This is a genomic window from Listeria cornellensis FSL F6-0969 (assembly GCF_000525855.1).
Taxonomy (GTDB): domain Bacteria; phylum Bacillota; class Bacilli; order Lactobacillales; family Listeriaceae; genus Listeria_A; species Listeria_A cornellensis.
Map to the genome: position 1 here is coordinate 56,457 of NZ_AODE01000023.1, position 23,998 is coordinate 80,454.

Sequence of the window (23,998 nt, forward strand, 5' to 3'; positions counted from 1 at the left end):
GTTTAAATCCAATCGTGGAATTTCTTGATGTAGAGATTTTTGGCGATTTGGACGGTTACCATGTAGCCTGCTAGAATCGCGATAAGCCACGGGAAGTAGGTGAGCGGTAGGCTGACGAGTCCGATTCTGTGACCAAACGACGTGAATGGAATGATAATGCCGACACCCATCACGATAAGGGTGGAAATCATCACAGGTTTTGCTGCGCGACTTTGAATGAATGGAATTTTCTCAGTACGAATCATGTGTACAACGAGCGTTTGTGTCAGAAGGCCAACTACGAACCAGCCACTTTGGAATAGTGCTTGTTCGGCGATAGTATTCGCGCTAAAGACGAACCACATGATGGCGAACGTGAGAATATCGAAAATCGAGCTGACGGGTCCAATCAGAAGAATGAAGCGCAACATGTTTTTACGATCCCATTTCCGCGGTTTTTTCAAGAAGGATTCGTCCATTTTATCCCAAGGAAGCGTCATTTGAGAGACATCGTACATGAGATTTTGCAAAAGTAGATGAATCGATAGCATCGGTAAAAATGGCAGGAAGGCGCTGGCGACAAGAACGCTAAACACGTTTCCAAAATTGGAGCTGGCTGTCATTTTCATGTATTTCAGAATGTTTCCGAAGACGTTGCGACCTTCCGTTACGGCGTCGTTTAGGATGGTTAAACTCTTTTCGAGTAGAATGACAGAGCTTGCATCTTTGGTTATATCGGCGGCAGTATCAACGGAGATTCCGACGTCTGCTTTGCGCAGGGCTGGGGCATCATTGATTCCATCACCCATAAAACCAACTGTGTGACCGTCTTTTCGAATCAGATGAATGATACGGGATTTCTGAGTTGGCGTGAGTTTGGCGAAGATGTGGTGGGTTCTCGTTACTTCAGTTAGTTCATCGTCATACAGAAAATCGATATCGGAGCCGAGCAGGAATTTCTCAGATGGAATGCCGACTTGGTTGCAAATCGTTTGCGCGACGATTTCGTTGTCACCTGTGAGAACTTTAACGGTTACGCCATGGTCATGCAAAGAGGCAATCGCGGGCTTGGCAGATGGCTTGGCGGGATCTAGGAAGCCGAGGAAGCCAATCAGTGTCATATTTTGCTCATCGATGACGGAAAAGGTTTCTTTCTCTGTCTTGGTTTTCGTCGCGATGGCGATGACGCGCATACCGTTGCGATTCATTTCCTCACATTGCGTGTGGAGGCGTTTTTTGATTGGGTCTGTTAGCTCGATAATCGCGCCATTTTCTTCAAGCTTGGAGCAGACGTCGAACATTTCGGTAATCGCGCCTTTGGTGATCATTTGCAGGCTGTCTTTTTTGCGCAAAATAACGCTGAGACGGCGGCGAGCAAAGTCAAATGGGATTTCATCGATTTTTTCTGGTGTCGTGAAACGTTTGCTGTCACCGATTTTTTCCATATGTGAAATGATGGCGTGGTCCATGATGTTTTTCCAGCCGGTTTGGAAGTGGCTATTTTGGAAGGCGAGCGCAAGGACTTCATCGGACGTTTCCCCAGTCGTATCAATGTGTTCGATGAGTTCAACTTTATCTTTGGTCAGCGTGCCGGTTTTGTCGGTGCAGAGAACATCCATCGCGCCAAGGTTTTGAATCGCGCTGAGTTCTTTGATGATGACTTTCTTTCTGGCCATGCGAACGGCGCCTTTTGCGAGATTGGTGTTGACAATCATCGGCAGCATTTCGGGCGTAAGTCCCACGGCTACAGCAACGGCGAACAGAAGCGCTTCGGTCCAGTTGCCTTTCATGATTCCATTGATTAAAAAGACGATTGGAACCATGACGAGCATGAGATACATCAGTAATTTGGAAATCGATTTGACACCTTTATCAAAACTGGTTTCGTCGCGTTTGGCGAGTGCTTCTTGAGATAGGGAGCCGAAAATGGTGTTATCGCCAGTTTTTAGAATCAGTGCCTTACCTTGACCGCTAATCACGTCTGTGCCCATGAATGCCAAATTGTCTCGTTCAAAAATGCTGAGACTTTTTTCGATGGCTTCAACGAATTTTTCGACGGGAATCGATTCGCCGGTAAGTGGTGATTGGTTAATAAATAGGTCCTTGGCTTCGATGATTCGCACGTCTGCTGGGATAATGTCACCAGTTGAGAGGAAAACGATATCGCCTGGAACGACATCCACAATCGGGATTTCTCTTTGCATACCGTCACGAATAATCGCGGTCGTATTTTCAATCATGTTTTTCAGGGAGAGACTGGCTTTTTGGGCGCGCATCGATTGAGTGAAGCTAAGAATGACACTAAATAGAATCATCAGAGCCATAATGATAGTCGCCTCGATGTCGGCAGTCACGTAAGAAATTATCATAAGGAAGGCAAGAATATAAATAAATGGATTGTGGAAAGCCTTGGCTAGATTGACATACCACGGTGTTGGCTTCTGTTCGGCGGTGATGTTTGGACCAAATTTAGTGCGTCGTCTCGTTACTTCTACTTCGTTTAGGCCTTTGGTCGTTGTTTTGTATTTCGCGATAGCTGCGTCTTTGTTGGATGTGGAATCTTGGAGTAGCGTCCGGTTCACTTCTTGTTCATTGCGTAACTTGTTTAGTGCTTTTTTTCATTGTATTATCCTCCGATTCAGTTCTAAACTGTCACGGCTTTTTTAGGTTGCTGGTGGAGCAAAAGCCATTCCAGTCCGTTATTAAGTTCGATGATTCAGGTTCTGCAGGGTCGTCCTCTAGAAATTGTGGCATGCTACTCCACCTCCGTTCTATATAATTTGACAATAATAAACATAATAGCAGAATTTTCATTTCATTCTTGATTACGCACAAAAAAATCCCTACCTGTCTAGTGACTTTGGCAGAGATTCAGAATTTTATGCGCATAAAAAACATAGTATTCCCCTCGCTAAAGATTTGGCACTATACAACGTAAAGAAAACGAGTTTCTTAGCCACATTATGGAAAGCCTTAATCCGACAATCCCTGTTCAACCCATTGGCGTCTTTGGACATTTTTGGGCAGTGGCATGTATTCATATAGGAGCCTCACTATACAGGTTGTTCAGCGTGCCGACAAATACTCATCTTCGTCGTTAAAGTCTGCGTTCCGATGCTCATGTACAGTCGTACACTCCGCTTCGGTACTCGACTTTGCCTAGAATCTAAGCATTTGTCGGCACGCTGAAGTTTGGAGGTGCGATCTGAATTTGCGTTGGAGGGACTTTTTTTTGGCTTGCTGATTTTTTTTAGTTATTATTGCTCTTAACACTTCCTAGGTTAGCATTGATGTTTTTTTGTGTCAAGGGGGTTTCCCTAAAAATGTTGCGCGAGGGCAAGATAATTGTTGGGTGAAGAGGGGCGTGAGAGGGGCTCGGGGAATTGGAGGGGGTTTAAAATTTTTTTTATTTGTGTTTTGTTGTTGTACGGATTGTCATTGTTTGGGCTCGGGATTTGTAATATTTTTAGTGTGGATTATGGAAAATTCATGGAGTGTGAGGGGCAGATGAGACGTTTGGGATTTTTGTTGTTTACGGATTTGATTGGTTGGTTATGTGGATTCTATTCAGCATAATAAAACACCCCAAAATCAGATTATTAGTCTAGATTTTGGGGTGAACATTGGATGGGGAGCATCGTCTGTTTTTAGTTATTCAAGCCTTATTTTGCGTTTTCTTGGGACATTTTTAATTTGTAATCAGCAGCCGCTTTTTCGTTGTAGTCTGCACCTGTTGCCTTATTCGTTGCATTTTCTTCGGCCATCTGTTTTTTCTTTTCTTCAGTAGCAGCAGCCATTTTTTTATCAATATCTGATTGAGTGGCTTTTTCCTCAGCCATTTGTCTGTTCTTTTCAGCGGTAGCAGCAGCGATTTTTTTGGTCGATCTCTGCGTCTGTTGCGTTAGCAGTTACATTTTCTCCGGCCATTTTTGCTTTGTAATCGGCAGCCATTTTTTCGTCGTACTCTCCGCTGGCTACTTTATTTGCTGCTTCTTGGTTTACGGCATCTTCTTGTTTCATTCTAGCTGCCATTTCTTGTTTTTGTGATTCGGTTGTCTCTGCTTTTACGTCTACTAGAGAGAACGCGGATACTCCCAAAATTGCGATGAAACCTACTGCGGTTAATAGTTGTGATTTTTTTATTTGAATTTTTTGATCATAATGATTCTCCTCTTTAATCTTATTTTGTTTTTACTGAAATGTGCCAGTGTGGATGGCTGATAATACGTAGAATATTGCTCGACTAATGTAATAATGGTGTGTCCGTAAGCGATTCTTTCTGCGGGATTGATAAAAGTCAGAGCCAGATTATCGCAGGCTATTTCTTGATCTTCACGCATCGCACGACAGGCGTACCAAAGAATAGGATTAAACCAGTGGACAATGAGCAGACAATTCATCAGTAAATTGATGCCGATATCTTTTCGTTTATAATGGGATAATTCGTGATAAAAAATGTATTTTAGTTGCTCGTTATTTAGATGCTTCACGTGTTTTTCATCAAGTAAAATCCTAGGTTTGTTCATTCCGAATAGGGTTGGAGCTGAAATTTTTCCGGAATAGTGTAAAGGGATATCTTTTTCAATGGACATATTTTGCTTACATTGCTGATAAATATCCAAAACTCTTTTTTCAGTTATTAGTGGTTGCTTGCTTATATAGATATATAAACGCCTGTTTGTCATTATTATGAAGATTCCGGCAATCAGGATTCCTAGTATCCAAATCAATAGAAAGACAGTGTATATGTCAATTTCAGCAGGTACTTCCTTGGCTATTACAGGTACTTTCTCGATGGTTTCTGGTGCTATCGTTGTACTTTCTTGGATAGCAACTGGCTCTGCTACTGGGGTGACGGGTAGCAGGGAATAGATGCTAAATGAGCTTTCTGGAAACCAAGGTAGTACCAGTCTCACCACAAGAATGAGCCATAATGCGTATTTCCATTGCGGTGTTAGCCAATTTCTTAAGAGGAATCGGATGCACAGAATGAACACGACCAACACGCTTGCCAAAATAGACGTTTCGATGACCCAGTTAAAAATAGAGGGAAGGTACGTATGCCATAGCGTATGGAACATAACTATCTATCCTTTCTGGGATTGGATTCAGCTTTATCATCTAGGAGTTGTTTGAGTTCATCGATGTCCTCGGATGATAGTTTTTCCTCTTTTATAAAATTCACGAGTAGTGGTTTGAAAGCAGCGCCGTAAAAGCGGTTTAACAAGGATTTTGTTTCGCTTTGCATGTAATCTTCTCGAGATACTAATGCGGTGTACGTGTGCAGTTTTCCTTTTTCTTGGTGGGAGGAAATAGCTTCTTTTTGGACTAGTCGGTTGAGTAACGTTCGTATTGTTTTGGGACTCCAATCGTGTTCTTTTTCCAGGGCTTGAATTATTTCACCGGCTGTCAGTGGAGATTCGTTCCAAATAACTTGGATGACTTCTAATTCAGCTTCTGATATTTTAGGTAAATGCCCCATTTTATTCCTCCTTTCTTAAGACTACACTTGTAATCCATGGATAAATACTAACATGTTTCGTTATTGGAAGTCAACCCCCTTTTTGATACTTGTGTTGCATCTGGATGTTTTATGGAGTAGAGTAACATGTATAAATGTCTATCATGCACAAAATACAAAGCAAGCAAGGAGAGCGATGGAAGATGAATGTACTACTCATTTATACATATCCAAATCATGAAGGGTTAAATTATGCTATAAAAGAAATTGTGGAGAAAGAGCTGGGCAAGAAGAATGTCGTCAGAGAAATTGACCTTTACAAAGAGGAATTTGATCCTGTTTTACGTTTTGATAGTAGGAATAAGCGTCGAGATTTGCATAAAGATACGTATACGAAGGAGTATAGAGATCAGCTTCTTTGGGCGGATTTTTTGATTTTTATTTATCCGATTTGGTGGAGCAGTACGCCGGCGATTTTAAAGGGATTTATCGATAGGGTGTTTGCGAAGGATTTTGCGTATAAATATAAAGGGATTCGGCCGATTGGACTGCTAAAAGGGAAGCGGGCTTGGATTATTAATACGCACGATACGCCGGCGGTTTATGCTAATTTTATTCAAAAGGATTATGGGCGAGTTCTAAGTAAACAAATTCTAAAAATGTGCGGTATTTCGACATATAAGCATACGTCGTTGTCTTATGTAAAAGGTTCTAATGAAGTCAAAATAAATAAATTTCTGCAAAAAATTGATAAGATTAGTAGTACTATTTAATGTGAAAATGTGTTTAGGAAGTTTGTTTTACGGCGAAATTAGATGGGAACCTGGACGTTGGGAATTAGTCCCTCTTAGAACTAATTTTCACAATCTGATAGATAGGCTGAAAAGGGCGCCAACACATGAATGAGAACGATTATCAGTTAACTTTTTGCTATTCAATTTTCACAATAACTGCTATAATGAAAGGTGTATGGAAACGCTTCCTAATGGTTTTCCTAGATTGGCATGAGTTCTTAGTTTTCAAGGAGGGATTTTTGGATGGGTGCGAAGGTGAAAGTCACGGTGAAGATTAACGGCAAGGCGCATGATGTGGAGGAAGGTACGCGAATTTTAGATTATTTGAATGAGGAGGGCGTGCATCATCCGCATATTTGTTATAGTAAGCAGATGGGCGCGATTCAGTCGTGTGATACGTGTATGTGTGAGGTTGACGGCGAGTTGATGCGGGCTTGTAGTACGGATTTCAAGGATTCAATGGAGATTAAGTTGGATTCGGAAAAGGCGAAAGAGGCGCAGCTCGAGGCGATGGATCGGATTTTGGAGAATCATATGTTGTATTGTACGGTTTGTGATAATAATAATGGGAACTGTCGGGTACATAATACGGCGGAACTGCTTGAGGTGGATTCGCAGGAACGGCCATTCCGTGAAAAGGGCTATATTAATGACTTTTCGCATCCGTTTTATCGTTATGATCCGGATCAGTGTATTCTTTGTGGGCGCTGTGTCGAGGCGTGTCAGAGTGTGCAGGTGAATGAGACACTTTCGATAGATTGGGATCGGCCGCAGCCTCGGGTTATTTGGGATGATGATCGTCCGGCGAATATGTCGTCGTGCGTGTCGTGTGGACTTTGTGCGACGGTTTGTCCTTGTAACGCGTTGATGGAGAAATCGATGCTCGGTCAAGCTGGGTTTATGACGGGAATTGGCGAGGAAGTGCTAGAGCCAATGATCGATATGGTTAAAAAAGTGGAGCCGCCGTATCAGACGGTTTTCGCGTTGTCGGAAATGGAAAAATCGATGCGGGATACGCGGACGAAGAAAACGAAAACGGTTTGTACGTTCTGCGGGGTTGGGTGTAGTTTTGAAGTTTGGACGAAAGGTCGCCAAATCTTGAAAGTGGAGCCGACTGGTGAGGGGCCTGTGAACAAGTTTGCGACGTGTGTGAAGGGTAAATTTGGTTGGGACTTTGTGAATAGTGACCAACGTTTGACGTCGCCGCTGATTCGCCAAGGTGATGAGTTTGTGGAGGCGTCGTGGCAGGAAGCAATTGCGTTTATTGCGGAGCGTTTGGGTAGTTTGCGTTCGGAGTTCGGCAATGATTCGCTCGGCTTTATCTCTTCTTCTAAGACGACGAATGAGGAGAATTATTTGATGCAAAAATTGTCTCGTCAAGTGTTTGAGACGAATAATGTGGATAATTGTTCGCGTTATTGCCAAGCGCCGGCGTCGGATGGTTTGACGAATACGGTCGGAATTGGGGCGGATTCGGGAACGGCGGAGGATATTGAGACGGCTGGACTTGTGATTTTGGTCGGTTGTTCACCTGCAGATGGGCATCCGGTTCTTGCTAGTCGTATGAAGCGTGCGCAGAAATTGAACGGCCAGAAATTGATGGTTTCGGATCTTCGGAAGCATGAGATGGCGGAGCGCGCGGACTTGTTTATTCGTCCGAAACAGGGAACGGATTTTGTATGGTTGACGGCGGTTGCGAAGTACATGATTGATATGGGTTGGCATGATGCGCCGTTTATGGAAGCGCGGATTTCGAATGTGGCCGATTACATGACTTTCCTCGCGCCGTTTACGCTTGAGTACGCGGAGGCTGAGACGGGGCTTTCGGTTGAGACGCTTGAAAATGTGGCGAAAATGGTGCATGAGGCTGATGGGACAGCGATTTGTTGGGGTATGGGTGTGACGCAAAACATTGCGGGCTCGCATACGTCGGCGGCGATTTCGAATTTGCTGCTTGTGACGGGGAACTTTGGTCGTCATGGCGCGGGCGCGTATCCGCTTCGTGGGCACAATAACGTGCAAGGGGCTTGTGATATGGGATCCTTGCCAAACGTATTGCCGGGCGTGCAGTCACTTTTAAATCCAGAAGTTCGCGCGCGTTTTTCAGAAGCGTATGGCGTGGAAATTTCGGAAGTACCGGGTCTTAAAAATAATGAAATGTTGGACGCAATCGAGGCTGGGACGCTTAAAGCGATGTACTTGATTGGGGAAGAGATGGCTTGGGTTGATTCGAATACGAACCATGTCCAAGATACACTTGCAAAACTCGATTTCTTCGTGGTTCAGGATGTCTTTTTATCGAAGACGGCGCAATTTGCGGATGTTGTTTTACCGGCATCGCCTTCGCTTGAAAAAGATGGCACGTTTACGAATACGGAACGTCGTGTGCAGCGTTTGTACGAAGTGTTGGAGCCGCTTGGTGATTCGAAACCGGATTGGTGGATCATTCAAGAAGTGGCGAACGCGTGTGGTGGTAATTGGAACTTTACGCATCCAAGTGAGATTATGGATGAGGTTGCGAGTCTTGCGCCATTCTTCGCGGGTGTAAGGTATGATCGGATGGAAGGTTTTGATAGTCTTGTTTGGCCGGTTTCGGCGGATGGTGTTGATATGCCGCTACTTTATGAGGATCGTTTTAATTTCCCTGATGGCAAGGCGAAACTTTCTGTATTGCCGTATATTGCACCGATTGAGTTCCCGAAAGAGTTTGATTTAACGCTTAATAATGGTCGTTTGTTGGAGCAGTTCCATGAAGGAAATATGACGCATAAAACGAAGGGCTTGGATTATAAATTACCGGAAGTTTTTGTAGAGGTATCGAAGGAATTGGCGCAGAAACGTGGCATTGAGGACGGTTCGCTGGTGCGGTTGACGTCGCCATATGGTCACATTAAGGTGCATGCGGTCGTGACGGATCGGGTTCGCGCGAATGAGGTTTACTTGCCGATGCACTCGGTTAGCCATGAGACGGCGGTTAATTTATTGACGTCTAGCGCGGTTGACGTGAGAACGAAGACGCCAGCCTATAAACAGACGAAGGTAAACTTGGAAGTATTGCAAAAATGTGGGGAAAACCCGCTGCCGAAACATAATCCGCGAAATGCGACGCGCTTCCCGCAAAATGGTGTGGAGATCGAACGTAAGTGGGCACGTCAGGATTACCAACCGATTTCGAAGCATAATTGTGCTTGTGGTGGAAACTGTGGCTGTAAGAAAGGGAGTGAGGCGTGATGGCAGAACCGATTTCTAAAATTCGCCGTGTGGAAAAAACGGATGATCAGATAAAACAGGATAAAATGACGGCAATAAAAGACCAAATCACGACGGATGATGCGGCTTTCATGGAAGTTTTGGAGTTAGTGAAGGCGCTGCATGATTCTGGGGCGCTGGACATGTTGAACAGTGCTTTGAAGGCGAAAGAGGATATCGCTACGACATTTTTGAATGAGGCTCGGAAGGAACCGGCGACGAATGCGATTAATAATTTGATGATGACGAGTAAATTATTGACGGAGACGAAGCCAGAGCAGACGGAGAAAATGTTGGAGGGACTTGCGAACGCGCAGGCGAAGGCGAATGAGAGTTTGAAAGAGGACGCGACGCTGGGACTTTTCGGACTGGCAAAAGCGATGAAGGATCCTGATGTGAATCGGGCGTTGCGTTATGGCTTGGCATTTTTGAAAGGTGTCGGACAAGAGCTGAAATAAAAATTAGACTCCAGATGGTGCTTAACTAATGCGCATCTGGGGTTTTCGTTAGGTGGGGACGAGGATGGAAACGACTGCTGGGCTTGGGATTCGGCGTTTTAAAGAGGGGCATATGTTTGATGATGTGGCGACGGTGGCCGTTGAGTATCCGCTGACGATTTATGTGAACGAGGCTGAATTGGTGACGATTGTCTGTACGCCGGAATATGCCGAGGATTTGGTTGTTGGTTTTCTGATTTCGGAGGGAATTGTGCGTGGTGTTGCGGATATTGATCGTGTGGAAATCATCGAGGTAACGGGGCATGCGAAGGTGACGGCGAACTTCGTGAACAAATTTAATGCGAAATATCGTGCGAAACGCTACATTACGTCTTGTTGCGGGAAATCGCGGGAGAACTTCTATTTTCAGTCGGATGCATCGCTTGTGGAGACGCGAAATGAGACGGATTTGGTGTTGCGCCCAGCGGATATTTTCGATTTAATGTCGCGATTTGAGGCGGATTCGGATACGTTTCGTAAGACTGGCGGGGTGCATAACGCCGCACTTTGTAGTCGCGATGAGGTGATTTGTGTGCGGATGGATATTGGACGACACAACGCGCTTGATAAAATTTATGGGCATTGCTTGAAGTCGGAAATCACGATGGCTGATAAGGCGATTATTTTTAGCGGTCGGATTTCCTCGGAGATTTTGGTGAAGACTGCGAAAATTGGTTGCGGTATTATTTTATCGCGCTCGGCACCGACAGAACTCGCGATAGAAATGGCGCGGGAACTTAATATTACGGCGGTTGGTTTTATACGTGGAGATGGTTTTAGTGTATATAGTGGACAGCACCGGATTTTGGAGAATTAGAAAAAGCGCCGAACCTCGTTTTTAGAGATTTGGCGCTTTTTTGGGCTAACGCTCGGATGCTCGATATCCGGCAGCCTCAGCTTCTGCGGTTGTTTTGAACCAAGCGACGACATTTTTTGTACGATTGTAGTAAGTCCCACCAGGTACGTGGTAGATTCCGTTAACGCTACCTTTAATCGTACCCTGACCATTCGAATCAACATATTGGCTTCCACCACCGTTGTCATTACTTGCTGGAGGGGAGGCTTGTTTTGCTTGTTCTTCTTGCTCTTCACGCTCTTTTTGTTCTTTTAAAGCTTGTTGCTGTTTTTCTGTTGCTTTTTGCGCCTCTTCAGCTTCTTGCTCTTTCTCGGCGACTTGTGCAGCTTTTTGTTCAGCTGCTAGTTTTGCTTGTTGTTCTTGTTGAATTTTTAAGTCTTTGGCTTTTTGTTCGGCGATCGCTTTGTCTTTCGCTAGTTGTTCCCGCTCTTTTTTCTGCTGTTCTGCCTGTGCTTTAAGAAGTTTTTCTTGTTCTTTTTTTTAGTTCTGCTTGTTCTTTTTCCAATTTTTTTTTGCGCTGCTTTTTGTTTATCTGCTTGCTTATCTTTTTGTATTTCCTCACTCTTAACATCGACTTTGGGTTCAGCTGTGGTCTGTGTTGCCGGAATCATATTTGCACCAACGATGGTTAAAATGAATGTGGCTGCTAAAATAATAAAATTAAGCCTAGGTTTAAAAAGTTGTTTCCCACGAATGAAGATACCAAGAATTAACATGATAAGCGCATAGAAAAAGCCTAAAAATCCAATTATAAATAGAAATACTCCCATAAAAATGTGTCGCTCCCTTTTAAATCATTTTTTATTGTTCCCCACTGTATTATAATATATAGAAGTGCAAAAACACTTTTTTTAGTCGTGAACGTAGGCTTTTTGTACTTAAACGCTACAATCAAGCCTTTTTTTTGTTTATATATGTATCTTTTAGGAGGTGGAAGAATGAGTCAAGTACAAGATTACTTTCCATTCCAAGTCCAGAAAATCCAGTTTCATGTAGTTTCAACTGAGCCGTATATTTTAAAAAAAACTGCAACGTCAAGCTTTCCATGAGAGTCGAATAGCCATTTTGTTCACAACGAAGATTTGGAAGCTAGCCGATTTTCAGATGGAGTTTCCTGAATTGGAATGTGAAGAAATACAGCTCAAAAAGCCATATATAGTTGTGAAAAATGTGCCGTCCAATTATCCTAAAATGTTACATTTGATGGAGATTTATAAGAATTCGGGATTGGAGATGTATCTTTTCTTAACGGATGATTTACGATATCGTTGGGTGGAAGAGGAGATTATGACGCCCATTTTGATGAGGAAAAAGGTGAAGTCTCAAATGGTTATTGACTTGGCGAATGAGGATTTATTACTATTTTTCAATCAGGATGGGAGCAAGACGCATGCGGTTGGAGTCGGGGATCAGTGGCGGGAGAAATTGATCAGTTTTCAATAAAAAAGACGCAAAATCTGATTTTGCGTCTTTTTTATATTACTTATGAACGTTTTCTTAAATACAATAAAGCTGTTGCAGAAAGTAATAGACCGAAGACAACAAATCCGTTTGTGCTGGAATCTCCTGTTTTTGGTAGCTCATTTACTCTTGCAGGTACGATTTCGTTTCCAGCTGCTTGTGCTTGTTGTGTTGATTGCTCCGTTTCTGAGTTAGCTGGAGCTTTGGAAATCGTGGATGACTTCACTTCTTGAATTTGTTTCGTGCCATAAGTGTAATGCGTGACATCACTGACCCCACCGTTATCATCAACCGCAATCAGATAAGCTGTTTCACCTGGTTGTAGCGGACGATCAAGAACGGCATGATAGCTGCCTGAGTAGTCTACGCGTGTTTCAGCCAGAACTTCTTCGCTCTGCTCTGTAATAACGAATAGCGTTGTATCAGGCTCTGTACCACCGTAAATGTCTGTGTCTGTACTCATATCGAAGTTAACAGAAGGTGCTGAGTAAAGCATGATACCCATAACCGAGATAACTTCATATTGGAAATTAAGTGTTGAAACGTTGCCACTAGCGTCTTCAGCTACGATAACCGTACTGTTTGCACCAATGCCAGAAGTGTCTAGATGTGTTGCGCCATTTTGGAAATAAATTTTCACGTAGCCAGAGTTATCTGTTGCGTTCACTAGCTCTTCCGCAGTCCATTCCTCACCCGGCCACACGTAGAAAACATCGCCATCTTGATTGATAAATGGTTTCGTTGTGTCTACCACTGTGTAATTAACGGTTACAGTTGTTGTAGCGGAGCCGTTTGTTGCCGTAATTTGCACGGATTGCGCGCCAAGTTTGTTTGTCACTGGCTGTGTTTTGAAGGAAAGCTTCACGTTAGCAGTACTCTTAGTTACAAAAGTACTTGGTGTTGCTGTTGCATCATTTAGTTCCAATGTGACATTATTTTTTGCTGTAGCAAGTACCGTTGTTTCTGGTTTTGGATCTGTTTTACCTGGATCAGGTTTCACTGGTTGCTCAGGATCTGTTGTTTCAGGATCAGGAGTTACCGGTTTCTCTGGATCCGGTTTTGTTGGTGTTTCAGGATCTGGTTTCACAGGCTCCACTGGATCTGGATTCGGCGTCACCGGTGTTTCTGGCTCTGGGGCTACCGGAGTCTCAGGATCAGGCTTCACAGGTTCTACTGGATCAGGATCAGGAGTTACTGGTGTTTCAGGATCTGGTTGAGGTGTTACGCTCGGATCTGCGTCAACTGTATAGCTGACCGTGATTTCTTCCGATGATCCGTCGTTGTAAGTAACTACAATTGTTGTTTCAAAAGTTCCCACGGTGTCGTTCTGTGCTACTACACCATCCTTGTAAGTTAGGACCGGAGCGCGATTTTGGCTAAAGACTTGCACAAAATCAGCCGGAATAATGTAATAACCTTGTGTTACATGAACATTCGGTTTTGCTGCGACTTCAGTAGTTTCCCAACCTGCTTGTTGCTGTGCATCTTGTTGGGATGTCATTTCCTCGGCAAATACGGGACTTACAGTTGAAAAAGTTAGTCCAAATACTAGCGCGATGCTAATCGATTTTTCTTTTAGGTACATGAGTGTCTCCCCTTTTTAATATGCTTAGTTACTATTGTACAAGGTATCGATTTCTTTGGCTAGCGAAAAAATGTACATTTGAAGGCAAAATTTATCAAGTTCACAGTTTGTTCACATTTTGTTTTAATGTAGAAATTGGGTTTGGGACTAGGAGAAAGCTTTGTTTTGGAGTTGATGAATTGAGATGTACCAATGGATTTGTTACGTTTATCCTTGGTTTGGAGTTAGAATATATGCTTATTTTCTGTAGAATAGTAGATATATATCGGAAAATAGCAGTATTTTTTTGTTTTATATATTATATGTGGAAATTGATTTTGGTGCTTTTTTGGAGCTCTCGGAAATCTTCTTCGCGATCTGTACAAAGCTTGCGTATTTCATTTTGTAATTGGGAGCTAATCGCGTCACCGGTTTTACTTTCGAAGGAAATGCCGAGTTGACTTTGAATGCGTGTAAGTTCGCGCCCCCAATCGTCAAACATTGTTTCCTTACCGTGCAGGATGTGAGCAGAATCTTCAGCTAAATTATTAGCATCACGTAGCATATCACATTTCAAAGCCGCGAGTTGAAGTTGCCTTTCGAATGCTGTTTTTTGAGATTTTAAAGCGCCGACCGTTGCATCCGCACCAGCTAGAATCGCCTTAGCAATCTCTACTTCTATTTGTCTAATTTCATGAAATAAATCCATTGTGTTCCCCCTTTTTTTCTCTATTTGTTTACTTGAAAAAATTAATCGCGTTACCGGCCGCAATACCAACTAAGCTACCAATTGTGCGGTCTAAATCATGACCGAGATTGATATTTGTTTGCTGCATTTGGTGCCCCGCATTGCCGATTTCATTTGCGAATTGTTGCAGGTGGTACTGCTGTTCTAACAACTTATTAAGTAAATCATGCAAAATTTCTTCGTCGTGGAAACGGTAGACACCTTCTGTTTTTTTGACAGCGAGGCCGTGCATCACATCGTCTACATCGTTTTCGTTCAGTAAATCGTATTCACCGCCATATGTAGCATCGTTGAATTTACGCACCATTTTCTGGACTGCATCGCTTTCGGCTTGACGAAAATCTTCAATGAGGCGAACCATGCGATCAATGTCTGCCGCTACATCTTTCATTCGATTCGCAAGCGCTTTAATCTCATCAGGAGAAATGGCAAGTTTCGTGGCGCCATTGCTACCGAACTGGTTGCGGAAACCTTCTGTTAAGTGAGCGTTTAGTGGATCGCTGGCCGCGCCATTTTTGAAATAATATTGTTGGTAAAATACGAAAGCATCGGGAGGTAGTAATCCTACAACGTCGCCATGGTGTCGGAAATCTTTGATGAGATGGAAGTATGTGCCGTCTTTTGCTTTTGCTTGTTCGTCAGGTGCTAGTTTATTGAATGAACGGGCAGCGGCGAAGGTTATGGCCGGTTTAGTATGTTTGACAGCCTCGTATTGAGCGAGTGCGCCGCCGAGACTGTGGCCTGTGAAGCTGTAGTTTTTGGTTGTGTGTTTGGATAGTGTGGTGTTTACGAAATTATTGTAGGTTGTAAACTGATCGTCTTTTTTTGCAGGTGATGTAGTTGCTAATTTGGTGTTCTGGTTCCAGTCAGCTCCTTCCTCAGAGCCTCTTGACATGAAGACCATATGGCTAAACTCTTTGATAGACCCTGCTTTCCATGCTTTGTATTCACCAAGCGGGACAACAGCGGTTGCTTGTAAGCCGTTTCTATTATCTATCGAATTTACTGTAATCCATTTTGTTTTACCGATATCTTTCAGTGTTAGTACGTTGTCTTTCCTTAGTACTTCACTATCATACACAGCATCGGCTAAATAAAAATTAGTTTCTTCTGTTATTTTCATCTCCATTTTGCTCCCTTTATGTTATGATATGGTGGGGTGATTACATGAAAAAATGGTTAATTGTTTCTAGTATCTTACTGGTATTTATTTCCATTATAACAGGAGGAGTATATATTATGAAAGAAAAAGAAAATCAAAAAGCGGAAGATGAATTAGCGGAGTTGATTGCTATAGAGAAACCGCGTATTGAAAAATATTTCAAGTATAATTTTATAGGAGTGAATCAGGTAACTGTTACTGGGGCAGAGATTCATCCAACTGGTATACCACATATCAAAGGTTATGTGAATAATGATAAAGATTTATATTTTAATGCAGCAGTACATAAAGATCATTTTGATGGGGATTTGAGTATTCCGTATGAGCTAGAGGAGAAGCAGAAAAGTGATTTGTCTGTTTTGGAGATTGAAGAGCATGAAAAGGGAAACAAGGAATGAGAACGAGTAGATTTATTTTCCTAGTGCTAATAGCATTCTGGTTATTTATTATCGTAGGCAGTTTCCTCTTTGTAAAGAAAGAAATAGATGAGCGAACATTAGCGAGAGAAGAAGCGATTGATAAATTGATTGTGGAAGAGAGCCCAAGGGTAGAAAAATTATTTAAAGTATAACTATGAAAATATAGATTCTGTTGTAATTACAGGTGTAGATATTAATCCGACAGGAATCCCGCATATTAACGGATATGTGAATGGGGATAAGAAACTATCTTTTGATGCTGGTGTATATGATGAGCACTATGAAGGGGCTTTGATTATAAGTGGTGAATCATTTCCTCATGCAAAGAGCCCCAATCAGGAGGTACTTTCAGTTTCAGAAATTGAAGAGATAGAGAAACGGGAATAGTATGTAAGCCACGGTGATTTTTATGCTGTGTTTTTTGCAGCGCATGCCGTGACAACTCACCGAAACTCCTTTATAATTCGAGTAGTAATGGCGTCCGCCGATGAGGCGCTTTTAGATAAGTTTGGAAGGGTGATTTTGTAATGGAGACAGTTGTAACGGATATGGACGGAACGCTGCTGGCTAAGGGCGGTGCGGTGATTCAGCCGCTGAATAAAGAGGTGTTGCTGGATTGGCAAAAGCGCGGCAAGAAATTGGTGCTGGCGACTGGGCGTTTGGATTTGGCGATTATGCCATTTATTCATGAGCTCGGGATCACGATGCCGGTTATTTCTTGTAACGGTGCGCTTGTTCGCGATTTTGGAAAGAATGAAATTTTGATGAAAAGCGATATTTCGTATGATTTGTTGGGTCAGGTGATTGAGTTGGTGCGCGGGTTTGGCGTGGATTATCATGTATACACGACGGAGCGGATTGTTGGACCTACTGTAACGGGGAAAATTGCTGGGTTTGTCGAGGCGAATAAGACGCTTCCTGAAAATGAGCAGGTGCCGCTTACCGTGACGGCGGATGTTGTCGGGGAAATCGAGCGTTCTGGCGAGTTTGCGCTGAAGGTTCTGGTGCTTTCGGATGATGCGGACACTCGTGTGGCGGTGCGCGAAGCTTTGGCGAAATTACCGCTTTCCGTGATGGCTTCTGGCACGACGCTGATTGATATTATGAATGTTGGCATCGATAAAGCGCATGGCCTCGCGTATTTGGATGAAGCTGGCTGGCTTGATTTGGAGACGACGATTGCGTTTGGCGATAATGAGAATGATATCGGCATGATTGAACTTGCCAAAATGGGCGTGGCGATGGAGAACAGCATTCCAGAGACGTTGGCGATTGCGGATTACGTCGCGGGTCATCACGATACGGGTGGGCTTGGTCAGTTTTTACTTGATTTTGAGAAGTAACGTGTTATGCTGAACTTGGAAGTAATTTTATCTAGGGAGCTGATTCAACATGGAAGAGGAAGAACGCTTTGATCTAGGACACACGGTGAAGAAAATTTTCGTGATTGGTATCGCGGCTGGGCTTATTTTCATCGGCTTTATCGCGCTGATGACACTGATCGGGATCGTTATCGCGATTCCACTACTGAAAAAAGCTTATCGAATGATGACGTCAAACGGAGACGAATCATGTGCACATGAGAAACACAAGATAAAATGCCCAATTTGTAAGGCAAAAGCGAAATTTTACGGAGACAAAATCGAATAACAACGAACGAAAATGTGATCAGTAACTCGCGCTAAATTTGGCGAAGACTGATCACATTTTTATATTTATTGTAGGTAGGCTTTTTGGAGGCTCTTGATATCTTTGTTGGTTAAGCCGAGCCCTTTTTTTGAGGAATGCATCGGTGCTACCGTATTTGGCGTTGATTTCATCGAACGCGGCGTTTAGATAGGCCGGGCGAACGTCGAGAACTGCTTTCATGCCAGCCAAAACTTTCGGATTATCGGTTTGTTTTGCGAGGGCATCAAGGGTTTTCTGATTCTCTGCCGCGCGATATTTATTCGAAAGTAGGTAGTCGTTCATAATCGTTTTTTGGTCGACGCCAAGCGCTGCGAGTACGAGTGCTGTCCCAAAACCGGTACGATCTTTACCCGCGGTGCAATGCCAAAGTACGGCGCCATCTTTATTGTCTAGTAACTCTTGGAAAAAAAAGTTTGTAGCCGTCGATCGATTGCTGGTCGGTGACGAAACTTTTATTGGCGCTGATTAGGAATTGCTCGGGATTGTCCATTTTCGCGAGGCTGGCCATCATATCTTGCGCGCTAGTTGACGAACCGTTGTCTTTCATGATCGAATCGTGAATGTAATCGACGTTTTTGATGACTGGATCGGGCTTCGCTTTCACCTCGGAATCGGTACGGAAATCAATAATTTCAGCCAGACCATATGTAGAAGTCAGCTTTTTAATGTCGCTTTTGGAAAGATTGGCAAGTTCGGCGGCGCGGATCAGTTTGTGAGACTTAATCGTTTTGCCATCGGTGGTTTTGTAGCCACCAAGATCACGAATATTCACAGCACCGTCTAGCTTAATTTGACCACCCGGCTTGACCTGTGTTTGGGTTTGCTTGGCGGCGAGTGAGTCCACATCTGTAGGCCCGCAACCCGCGAGTAGTAAAGAGCTTCCAACAACGACAACACCAGTAATAGTTACAAATTTATTCAAATTTTTCCCCTCCTCATACGCCTTATTATAGCGAGCGAAATGCCGATTCGTTTTGAGGTTCTGTAAAGAGGGCGTAAAGAATCGCGCGAGAAATGTAAAGTTGGAAAGGATGTTACATATGAAGGCAAAAACGGAAAAAATTGTGGCGTGCATGCTTCGGGATGCGGCGTCGGACGAGATTCAAACAGTGCAAACAGGGCATCGTATCAAGCTTGCGGAGTTCTGGGGCATAAAAGAAGGCGATAAAGTGCTCGAGATTGGTTGCGGGCAAGGCGACACGACCGCAGTATTAGCGTATCATGTCGGCAAAACTGGCTCTGTGTATGCGGTCGACATCGCTTCACCAGATTACGGCGCACCATTCACATTGGCGCAGTCGACGTATTATTTGTTGCAGTCGGAGCTCGGATCGCGCATTGAATTTAAGCTGGAAACGGATATTTTGCGTGGTGATTTGGCGTTTGAAGAGCAAGCGTTTGACGTCGCGGTTATCTCGCATGCGTCCTGGTATTTCAGTTCCAAAGCTGAACTTCTAGAAATGCTCCAAGTTGTGAAAAAATGGGCGAAACGGATTTGTTTTGCGGAATGGAACCCGCATCTCACGGATTCGCGGCAGGAATCGCATTTGTTGGCGGTGTTGGTGCAGGCGCAATATGAGGCGTTCAAGTCAGAAACCTCATCGAATGTACGGACGTTTATCACGCCGGAAGATATCGCGGAAATGGTGCTGAGTCAAGGTTGGCGAGTGACGAGCGAAGAGGATATTTGGACGCCGGAAATGCAAGATGCGAGTTGGGAGGCGTCGTTTGTCGTCAACCATATCGCGGAGGAAATCGCGAAACAAGAGGCGCTACCGGCGAAATTTAAAGAGTTACTGTTGGCGCAGGCGAATCTGATTCAGGTGGACACGGTGCTGCCAATGAATTCGTATTGTTGTGTGATAGAGGGGTAATATTTGTAGTTGAAAAATACGCTGTCATATACGATGAAAAGATAGCGTTAGGTAGCAAGATTAGTGTACAATGAAATAAAGAGAAATATTGGATGATTGATAGATTGATGTGATGTCAAGATCTTGGACAAAATAAAATAGAATTAGTTTGCTATTTTTTCAAAAGCATTTGGTGTCAGATAACCTAAAGATTGGTGAATACGTTTGGTGTTGTAAAAGCCATAATTATAGCTAAATACAGCTTGATACACATCGTTGATGTCGTTTAAATCAAGACGATACAACTTTTCCCGTTTGATGCTAGCATGATACGATTCTATTTTCGCATTATCATAAGGATAACCAGCTTTACTATAGGAGGCGGTTACGTGATGCTCCGTTAATATATCTCGATAGCTATGTGCTGTATATTGGCTTCCTCGATCGGAATGAAGTAATGCTATACTTGGGTATTTCTTTAATACTTGCCTTGTATGCCCATCGACAAAAGCGCTATTCATTTGTTTGCCTACACCAAAATGAAGGACTTTTCGTGTGAATGCATCTAAAAATGTAATCACGTAGACCCATTTATCTTGTAGCGTCCACACATAGGTCATGGCTGATCTGCCTTTATTTCATTCATAAGGGTTTCTTCTGTGCTCTTTGCTTGTTTTTCGCGCCATTTTTTCACATAACAACAACGTAGTTGTAATCGTTTCATGTCTGCAGAAATCGTTCTTATACTTGCTATAATTCCTTCTTGTTGTAGTAAATGATGCAATTTTCGCGCACTATAAATTTGGTTATTTTCATAAAAAAGTACTGTAATACGATTTTCTCTTACTTTCCGCGCTTTTTCCTGTTCGCTCATGGTTCTTTGCTTGTATTTCATAATAGGTTGCTTTTGCTAGTCCTATCCTTTTTAACAATGCCTTCATTGGATGCCTCTTCCAGTGTTGATCTACCCAAGCTACTTTCTTCTGGGTACTTAATTCCCCTGTTTGTCCGTAAAGATGCTGATGCACTTTTTTTAGTATGTCATTTTCCTCCTTTAATCGCTGAATTCCTTTTTGTAATTCCACATGCTCTGTTGCCAACTCTGGACGATTCTCGATGACTTCTTTTACCTGGCGACTTTTGATCCATGTGTATATAGTTGATTTAGCAATGCCGTAGTCCTCGGATAAAGATTGTACGGAAGTGCCTGCTTCGTAGAGTTCTACAATCGTTTCTTTAAATGTGGTATCCCATTCCCCTATTTTTTTCATTGAACAAATTCCTCCGTTGTATTTGATATGTTTTATTCTATCATCTTTTGTCCAACTTTTATTCTACACCCAATTTTGAGTTATAGTGAAATTTGATAATGTGAGAGCTCTTAAACATAGAAATGGAGGTTATTAAAAATGAAAAAAACACTAGTTGTAGCCAATACAGGATTAAATTTTATTGTTTACATAAATGAAATGTTAAAGGATTCAGAGAGTGATAGGGATAAAGTGTTATTTGAAGATAATGTGGTCAAACTGTGGGATGAGATTTTGATTAGTTCACTTCACTATGATCAGGGTTTTAAACAGTTCATTGCTGTTCAAGGTGCTGATTTAACTTCAATAGCAACGAGGCTTTTAGGTAGCGAAAGAACAGGAATAATAAAGGACTTTGAAAGTTGGTGGGAGAAATCTGGGGAGTACGGTATGATTCATGAGGTAGAGAGTAGCCTTAGTGATAAAATTGTTAAGGAATGTGAGGAAAAGTTTATTTATGTTTTATTTTCCGATGCTCCAAAAAGTTGTAAGTTAGGGTGGGAAGACTTAATAAAGATAATTATAAAAAAATAGACTAAACATAATATGTTTGATTTGGCTGTATTATAAAATGGGAGGAATTTGAATGAAGAAAATCTTAGTAAGTTTTATGGTTAGTATTTTAGTATTTAGCGGAATTTCCATGAATTTAGTTAAGGCGGATGAAAATAATTTAGTGTCAGAGCAACAAGAAAACGGATTAACGCCAGAACAACAAAAAGAATACGAGGATTTGGGCATCGAACTCATGTCTGATGAAGATTACCAAAAAGCATTAGCAGAATCCCAAAAAGAAATGGAGTTTTATGATAAATTAATTGAGGATGGAGCAATTGAACCTGAACAAATTGGTGCTACAGAAATCGATGAAGCAGTGATGCAGTTAGAAAATTCGCGCCCTCTTTTGAGAACTTTAGCTACAGGAAATGGTGGAACATCGAGACTTGAATGGCGCAAAACTGGTGGAGAATGGTGGGTTAAAATTACAACTAGTGTCGCGTTTGATTTTGTTGGCACAGTAGCTTTGTATATGAGTGGTAAAAAATTAGATTCAAAACCAGTTCGAGGCGCAGGTTTTGGAGGAACGAACGCGCATGGTTACGCTATGTTTGCAAAACCAAAAAGCGTCAAAGCGGGAAACTGGGTTACTATTACTCTATTTGGTGCTGCTTGGGGAGTGAAAGGCAACCTAAGAATTAGTAAATATACAATCAAAAATAAATACTTGATGTCTGGTGGTCCTTGGGGTAAGAGTTCGTACTAATAGTATCAAAATATCTATGCAAAATAGTAATATGAATAAGAGAAATACTAATCTCATAATTCAATTGTATTAAATCTTGAAAGTCGCAACAAATGTTACGAGGAAGGCATGATTATAAAGTCGGAGGGATTAGAATTGTTTGACGTGGCTAATGCTATTGATAATTCTAGAAATCTGGCGATAAAACAGATTTGAATTTACGATTTGAGCAGTTTGTTGATAGATTCTTGAAGTCTGGAAGACACGCATTTTGGCAGGACTAATGAAAATAACATTGCTAATTAAAAAATAAAGAAGCGTTATATCTAGCAAGTTAATTGCTTGGATTAATGCTTCTTTTATTTTCAATAAAATCAGTGGTATAATCAAGGAGATGTATGAGATTTTAATCCAATTATTAAACAGAAAATCCACCAAGAAAGGAAGTAAAGTGATGTCAAAGAAAATCCAATTACCAAGTGGGCGTTTATCCGAGCACGCCAAAGAAATCGGCAGTAGCATCAATGACATATCGTTCGATTTGCGCCCTACGATGTCGTATTCTACGAGTTCCGCGCGTCAACTGGTGCAAAGCAGTATGGACGCCGCACACATGATCAAAGCCATGCCAGAAGCCTTTAACAAGGATGTGCAAAATTTGAAAAATGTCGAGCAAGCATTTGTCGCCTCAGAAAAGGCGATGGCAGACATGTGGAGTAAAGCGCTTCATTTAGACAAATAAAAAAGACATGAGGAGTGAAAAGAAGGGATGAAACAGCAGGAGGATGCCGTAAGAAAGAGTATCGAGAAACAACGGGAGTTAGAAGAAGTAGAGCGCGAGTTTAGGCAATTAAAACGCCAACAAGAAGATTTGCTCGTGCGAATTGGGAATGCGTGGCGAGGCAACCTTTCAGAGAACAAACTAGGCGCTATTGCATTAGATTTAGCGCAAGAACAACGCATGACGCAAAAGAAACTCTATAACTTAGATGACCAACTACAAGCAGAACATAAACAAGCAAAAGTCGACGTCGAACGAGCGAAAGAGGCGAAAGCAGATGCCACGCATTGATATTGGTGAAGTACGTTATTTTGTGGAACATTTTTTAAGAGAGTCCCAGAAATTAAAGGAAGCCCTGACAAACTATCGAAAAGCAGTTGCAAAAATTGTAGCGGATAATGAAATCAAAGGCGAAATCGCAGACAGCGCGAAAGACTATTACGAAATGGTTCATTATCCCATTGTAGACACTACGAAAGCATGTATGACCGATGCCGAAGAAATTCTGAAAAAATATACCACGGATTTTCATAATCAGGTTGATCCATCAATGAATGCTAGAATCGATTCCGATGAATTACAAGAGCTACAAGGTGAGATAAGAAAATGCCAAAATCGCTATGAAGACTTGTTAGTAAAAATGAAATCAATGGCGGGTGGTTCTTCATTAGGACAACAAATCGGGATGCAGTTAGGCATGCAAACAGCAATGGGGCAATTACAACATGAAATGCAGATTATTGAACGCTATGTAGATTTTGACACGAGCCATCAAAATGTGATGTATGATGTGCTGAAAAAGCTATATCAAGTAAAACAAGGATTAGCAGAAATCCAGAGCAGTAAAGCCTTTAACACAGTAAGCCATACATTCAACACGAAAGCATTGTGATGAAAATGCAGACTTTGATGCCGAACGAATGAAAGGGGCT

Annotated in this window: 28 protein-coding genes, 2 pseudogenes and 1 riboswitch; of the genes and pseudogenes, 16 read left to right on the forward strand and 14 right to left on the reverse strand. The window is 42.4% G+C overall.

What is annotated here, in order from left to right:
* Positions 1-2: 2 nt before the first annotated feature.
* The 5 genes and pseudogenes from mgtA to PCORN_RS10885 form a co-directional block, all read right to left on the reverse strand.
* Positions 3-2,588 (reverse strand): annotated as a pseudogene (gene mgtA, locus PCORN_RS10870) (magnesium-translocating P-type ATPase); the annotation flags it as partial.
* Positions 2,589-2,875: 287 nt separating this feature from the next.
* Positions 2,876-3,048: riboswitch (M-box (ykoK) riboswitch) on the reverse strand.
* Between the two features lie 593 nt (positions 3,049-3,641).
* Positions 3,642-3,818: a hypothetical protein gene (locus PCORN_RS19355; RefSeq protein ID WP_159102570.1), complete on the reverse strand. Its 177-nt coding sequence runs from the start codon at positions 3,816-3,818 to the stop codon at positions 3,642-3,644.
* Between the two features lie 13 nt (positions 3,819-3,831).
* Positions 3,832-4,077 (reverse strand): hypothetical protein, encoded by a 246-nt coding sequence (locus PCORN_RS17400; RefSeq protein ID WP_051999399.1) that lies wholly within the window; start codon positions 4,075-4,077, stop codon positions 3,832-3,834.
* A gap of 41 nt (positions 4,078-4,118) precedes the next feature.
* The gene (locus PCORN_RS10880; protein ID WP_051999400.1) at positions 4,119-5,060 is read right to left on the reverse strand and encodes a M56 family metallopeptidase; all 942 of its coding nucleotides are present in this window, start codon (positions 5,058-5,060) and stop codon (positions 4,119-4,121) included.
* A gap of 2 nt (positions 5,061-5,062) precedes the next feature.
* A complete protein-coding gene (locus PCORN_RS10885) occupies positions 5,063-5,461 on the reverse strand; it encodes a BlaI/MecI/CopY family transcriptional regulator (protein ID WP_036060470.1) in 399 nt (132 codons plus the stop codon).
* A 182-nt stretch (positions 5,462-5,643) separates the two neighbouring features.
* Between PCORN_RS10885 and PCORN_RS10890 the strand changes: the two genes are divergently transcribed.
* The 4 genes from PCORN_RS10890 (at position 5,644) to fdhD (ending at position 10,797) form a co-directional block, all read left to right on the forward strand.
* Positions 5,644-6,213 (forward strand): NAD(P)H-dependent oxidoreductase, encoded by a 570-nt coding sequence (locus tag PCORN_RS10890; RefSeq protein ID WP_036080342.1) that lies wholly within the window; start codon positions 5,644-5,646, stop codon positions 6,211-6,213.
* 264 nt (positions 6,214-6,477) lie between these two features.
* A complete protein-coding gene (gene fdhF, locus PCORN_RS10895) occupies positions 6,478-9,465 on the forward strand; it encodes a formate dehydrogenase subunit alpha (RefSeq protein ID WP_036080345.1) in 2,988 nt (995 codons plus the stop codon).
* The gene (locus PCORN_RS10900) at positions 9,465-9,941 is read left to right on the forward strand and encodes a helical membrane plugin domain-containing protein (protein ID WP_036080348.1); all 477 of its coding nucleotides are present in this window, start codon (positions 9,465-9,467) and stop codon (positions 9,939-9,941) included. Before fdhF ends, PCORN_RS10900 begins: the two co-directional genes overlap by 1 nt.
* 64 nt (positions 9,942-10,005) lie before the next feature.
* Positions 10,006-10,797 carry a formate dehydrogenase accessory sulfurtransferase FdhD gene (gene fdhD, locus PCORN_RS10905; protein ID WP_036080351.1) on the forward strand — a complete coding sequence of 264 codons (792 nt, stop codon included), beginning with the start codon at positions 10,006-10,008 and terminating at the stop codon, positions 10,795-10,797.
* 45 nt (positions 10,798-10,842) lie between these two features.
* Here the strand turns inward: fdhD and PCORN_RS21495 are convergent, their stop codons facing one another.
* Positions 10,843-11,235, reverse strand: coding sequence for a sunset domain-containing protein (locus PCORN_RS21495; protein ID WP_479481419.1), 393 nt, complete (start codon positions 11,233-11,235; stop codon positions 10,843-10,845).
* A 14-nt stretch (positions 11,236-11,249) separates the two neighbouring features.
* Complete coding sequence (locus tag PCORN_RS10915) at positions 11,250-11,606, reverse strand: hypothetical protein (RefSeq protein ID WP_036080356.1); 357 nt, start codon at positions 11,604-11,606, stop codon at positions 11,250-11,252.
* A 349-nt stretch (positions 11,607-11,955) separates the two neighbouring features.
* Here PCORN_RS10915 and PCORN_RS10920 point away from each other — a divergent pair, with 349 nt between their 5' ends.
* Positions 11,956-12,279 (forward strand): hypothetical protein, encoded by a 324-nt coding sequence (locus PCORN_RS10920; RefSeq protein ID WP_149024321.1) that lies wholly within the window; start codon positions 11,956-11,958, stop codon positions 12,277-12,279.
* A 40-nt stretch (positions 12,280-12,319) separates the two neighbouring features.
* On the opposite strand, the gene PCORN_RS10925 is transcribed toward PCORN_RS10920, so the two are convergent.
* The 3 genes from PCORN_RS10925 to PCORN_RS10935 form a co-directional block, all read right to left on the reverse strand.
* A complete protein-coding gene (locus PCORN_RS10925) occupies positions 12,320-13,882 on the reverse strand; it encodes an LPXTG cell wall anchor domain-containing protein (protein WP_036080362.1) in 1,563 nt (520 codons plus the stop codon).
* A 298-nt stretch (positions 13,883-14,180) separates the two neighbouring features.
* Positions 14,181-14,570: a hypothetical protein gene (locus tag PCORN_RS10930; RefSeq protein WP_036080365.1), complete on the reverse strand. Its 390-nt coding sequence runs from the start codon at positions 14,568-14,570 to the stop codon at positions 14,181-14,183.
* 28 nt (positions 14,571-14,598) lie between these two features.
* Positions 14,599-15,732, reverse strand: coding sequence for a lipase family protein (locus PCORN_RS10935; protein WP_051999401.1), 1,134 nt, complete (start codon positions 15,730-15,732; stop codon positions 14,599-14,601).
* 44 nt (positions 15,733-15,776) lie between these two features.
* Between PCORN_RS10935 and PCORN_RS10940 the strand changes: the two genes are divergently transcribed.
* The 5 genes from PCORN_RS10940 (at position 15,777) to PCORN_RS10950 (ending at position 17,840) form a co-directional block, all read left to right on the forward strand.
* Positions 15,777-16,169, forward strand: coding sequence for a DUF1433 domain-containing protein (locus PCORN_RS10940; RefSeq protein WP_036080368.1), 393 nt, complete (start codon positions 15,777-15,779; stop codon positions 16,167-16,169).
* On the forward strand, positions 16,166-16,342 hold the full coding sequence (locus tag PCORN_RS19360) for a hypothetical protein (protein ID WP_159102571.1): 177 nt from the start codon (positions 16,166-16,168) through the stop codon (positions 16,340-16,342). Before PCORN_RS10940 ends, PCORN_RS19360 begins: the two co-directional genes overlap by 4 nt.
* Before the next feature lie 40 nt (positions 16,343-16,382).
* Positions 16,383-16,577 (forward strand): DUF1433 domain-containing protein, encoded by a 195-nt coding sequence (locus PCORN_RS21315; RefSeq protein WP_420912029.1) that lies wholly within the window; start codon positions 16,383-16,385, stop codon positions 16,575-16,577.
* Between the two features lie 140 nt (positions 16,578-16,717).
* A complete protein-coding gene (locus PCORN_RS10945; RefSeq protein WP_036080370.1) occupies positions 16,718-17,533 on the forward strand; it encodes a Cof-type HAD-IIB family hydrolase in 816 nt (271 codons plus the stop codon).
* A gap of 49 nt (positions 17,534-17,582) precedes the next feature.
* Positions 17,583-17,840, forward strand: coding sequence for a hypothetical protein (locus PCORN_RS10950; RefSeq protein ID WP_036065561.1), 258 nt, complete (start codon positions 17,583-17,585; stop codon positions 17,838-17,840).
* Positions 17,841-17,905: 65 nt separating this feature from the next.
* Here PCORN_RS10950 and PCORN_RS10955 read toward each other — a convergent pair.
* Positions 17,906-18,801 (reverse strand): annotated as a pseudogene (locus PCORN_RS10955) (tyrosine-protein phosphatase).
* A 118-nt stretch (positions 18,802-18,919) separates the two neighbouring features.
* Here PCORN_RS10955 and PCORN_RS10960 point away from each other — a divergent pair.
* On the forward strand, positions 18,920-19,753 hold the full coding sequence (locus tag PCORN_RS10960; protein ID WP_036080372.1) for a class I SAM-dependent methyltransferase: 834 nt from the start codon (positions 18,920-18,922) through the stop codon (positions 19,751-19,753).
* A 143-nt stretch (positions 19,754-19,896) separates the two neighbouring features.
* Here PCORN_RS10960 and PCORN_RS10965 read toward each other — a convergent pair whose 3' ends face one another.
* The 3 genes from PCORN_RS10965 to PCORN_RS17405 are packed head-to-tail and all read right to left on the reverse strand — an operon-like array spanning position 19,897 to position 21,003.
* Positions 19,897-20,352 carry a DDE-type integrase/transposase/recombinase gene (locus tag PCORN_RS10965; protein WP_051999403.1) on the reverse strand — a complete coding sequence of 152 codons (456 nt, stop codon included), beginning with the start codon at positions 20,350-20,352 and terminating at the stop codon, positions 19,897-19,899.
* Positions 20,349-20,627 carry an IS3 family transposase gene (locus PCORN_RS21320; RefSeq protein ID WP_149024322.1) on the reverse strand — a complete coding sequence of 93 codons (279 nt, stop codon included), beginning with the start codon at positions 20,625-20,627 and terminating at the stop codon, positions 20,349-20,351. The genes PCORN_RS10965 and PCORN_RS21320 overlap by 4 nt, the downstream gene beginning before the upstream one ends.
* The gene (locus PCORN_RS17405; protein WP_051999404.1) at positions 20,545-21,003 is read right to left on the reverse strand and encodes a transposase; all 459 of its coding nucleotides are present in this window, start codon (positions 21,001-21,003) and stop codon (positions 20,545-20,547) included. Before PCORN_RS17405 ends, PCORN_RS21320 begins: the two co-directional genes overlap by 83 nt.
* Positions 21,004-21,141: 138 nt before the next feature.
* On the opposite strand from PCORN_RS17405, the gene PCORN_RS10975 reads away from it, so the two are divergent.
* The 5 genes from PCORN_RS10975 (at position 21,142) to PCORN_RS10995 (ending at position 23,958) form a co-directional block, all read left to right on the forward strand.
* Complete coding sequence (locus PCORN_RS10975; RefSeq protein WP_036080375.1) at positions 21,142-21,576, forward strand: hypothetical protein; 435 nt, start codon at positions 21,142-21,144, stop codon at positions 21,574-21,576.
* 52 nt (positions 21,577-21,628) lie between these two features.
* Positions 21,629-22,306, forward strand: coding sequence for a hypothetical protein (locus PCORN_RS10980; protein ID WP_036080377.1), 678 nt, complete (start codon positions 21,629-21,631; stop codon positions 22,304-22,306).
* Positions 22,307-22,739: 433 nt separating this feature from the next.
* Positions 22,740-23,027, forward strand: coding sequence for a TIGR04197 family type VII secretion effector (locus PCORN_RS10985; protein WP_036080380.1), 288 nt, complete (start codon positions 22,740-22,742; stop codon positions 23,025-23,027).
* A 27-nt stretch (positions 23,028-23,054) separates the two neighbouring features.
* A complete protein-coding gene (locus PCORN_RS10990) occupies positions 23,055-23,357 on the forward strand; it encodes a hypothetical protein (RefSeq protein WP_036080383.1) in 303 nt (100 codons plus the stop codon).
* A complete protein-coding gene (locus tag PCORN_RS10995; RefSeq protein ID WP_036080385.1) occupies positions 23,344-23,958 on the forward strand; it encodes a T7SS effector LXG polymorphic toxin in 615 nt (204 codons plus the stop codon). The genes PCORN_RS10990 and PCORN_RS10995 overlap by 14 nt, the downstream gene beginning before the upstream one ends.
* The last annotated feature ends 40 nt before the right edge of the window (positions 23,959-23,998 follow it).

Coding starts and splice junctions, on each gene's coding strand:
- PCORN_RS19355 (WP_159102570.1), bottom strand. CDS start 3,818: ATGGCTGAGGAAAAAGCCACTCAATCAGATATTGATAAAAAAATGGCT.
- PCORN_RS10880 (WP_051999400.1), bottom strand. CDS start 5,060: ATGTTCCATACGCTATGGCATACGTACCTTCCCTCTATTTTTAACTGG.
- PCORN_RS10885 (WP_036060470.1), bottom strand. CDS start 5,461: ATGGGGCATTTACCTAAAATATCAGAAGCTGAATTAGAAGTCATCCAA.
- PCORN_RS10890 (WP_036080342.1), top strand. CDS start 5,644: ATGAATGTACTACTCATTTATACATATCCAAATCATGAAGGGTTAAAT.
- fdhF (WP_036080345.1), top strand. CDS start 6,478: ATGGGTGCGAAGGTGAAAGTCACGGTGAAGATTAACGGCAAGGCGCAT.
- PCORN_RS10900 (WP_036080348.1), top strand. CDS start 9,465: ATGGCAGAACCGATTTCTAAAATTCGCCGTGTGGAAAAAACGGATGAT.
- fdhD (WP_036080351.1), top strand. CDS start 10,006: ATGGAAACGACTGCTGGGCTTGGGATTCGGCGTTTTAAAGAGGGGCAT.
- PCORN_RS10915 (WP_036080356.1), bottom strand. CDS start 11,606: ATGGGAGTATTTCTATTTATAATTGGATTTTTAGGCTTTTTCTATGCG.
- PCORN_RS10925 (WP_036080362.1), bottom strand. CDS start 13,882: ATGTACCTAAAAGAAAAATCGATTAGCATCGCGCTAGTATTTGGACTA.
- PCORN_RS10930 (WP_036080365.1), bottom strand. CDS start 14,570: ATGGATTTATTTCATGAAATTAGACAAATAGAAGTAGAGATTGCTAAG.
- PCORN_RS10935 (WP_051999401.1), bottom strand. CDS start 15,732: ATGAAAATAACAGAAGAAACTAATTTTTATTTAGCCGATGCTGTGTAT.
- PCORN_RS10940 (WP_036080368.1), top strand. CDS start 15,777: ATGAAAAAATGGTTAATTGTTTCTAGTATCTTACTGGTATTTATTTCC.
- PCORN_RS19360 (WP_159102571.1), top strand. CDS start 16,166: ATGAGAACGAGTAGATTTATTTTCCTAGTGCTAATAGCATTCTGGTTA.
- PCORN_RS10945 (WP_036080370.1), top strand. CDS start 16,718: ATGGAGACAGTTGTAACGGATATGGACGGAACGCTGCTGGCTAAGGGC.
- PCORN_RS10950 (WP_036065561.1), top strand. CDS start 17,583: ATGGAAGAGGAAGAACGCTTTGATCTAGGACACACGGTGAAGAAAATT.
- PCORN_RS10960 (WP_036080372.1), top strand. CDS start 18,920: ATGAAGGCAAAAACGGAAAAAATTGTGGCGTGCATGCTTCGGGATGCG.
- PCORN_RS10965 (WP_051999403.1), bottom strand. CDS start 20,352: ATGACCTATGTGTGGACGCTACAAGATAAATGGGTCTACGTGATTACA.
- PCORN_RS21320 (WP_149024322.1), bottom strand. CDS start 20,627: ATGAAATACAAGCAAAGAACCATGAGCGAACAGGAAAAAGCGCGGAAA.
- PCORN_RS17405 (WP_051999404.1), bottom strand. CDS start 21,003: ATGAAAAAAATAGGGGAATGGGATACCACATTTAAAGAAACGATTGTA.
- PCORN_RS10975 (WP_036080375.1), top strand. CDS start 21,142: ATGAAAAAAACACTAGTTGTAGCCAATACAGGATTAAATTTTATTGTT.
- PCORN_RS10980 (WP_036080377.1), top strand. CDS start 21,629: ATGAAGAAAATCTTAGTAAGTTTTATGGTTAGTATTTTAGTATTTAGC.
- PCORN_RS10985 (WP_036080380.1), top strand. CDS start 22,740: ATGTCAAAGAAAATCCAATTACCAAGTGGGCGTTTATCCGAGCACGCC.
- PCORN_RS10990 (WP_036080383.1), top strand. CDS start 23,055: ATGAAACAGCAGGAGGATGCCGTAAGAAAGAGTATCGAGAAACAACGG.
- PCORN_RS10995 (WP_036080385.1), top strand. CDS start 23,344: ATGCCACGCATTGATATTGGTGAAGTACGTTATTTTGTGGAACATTTT.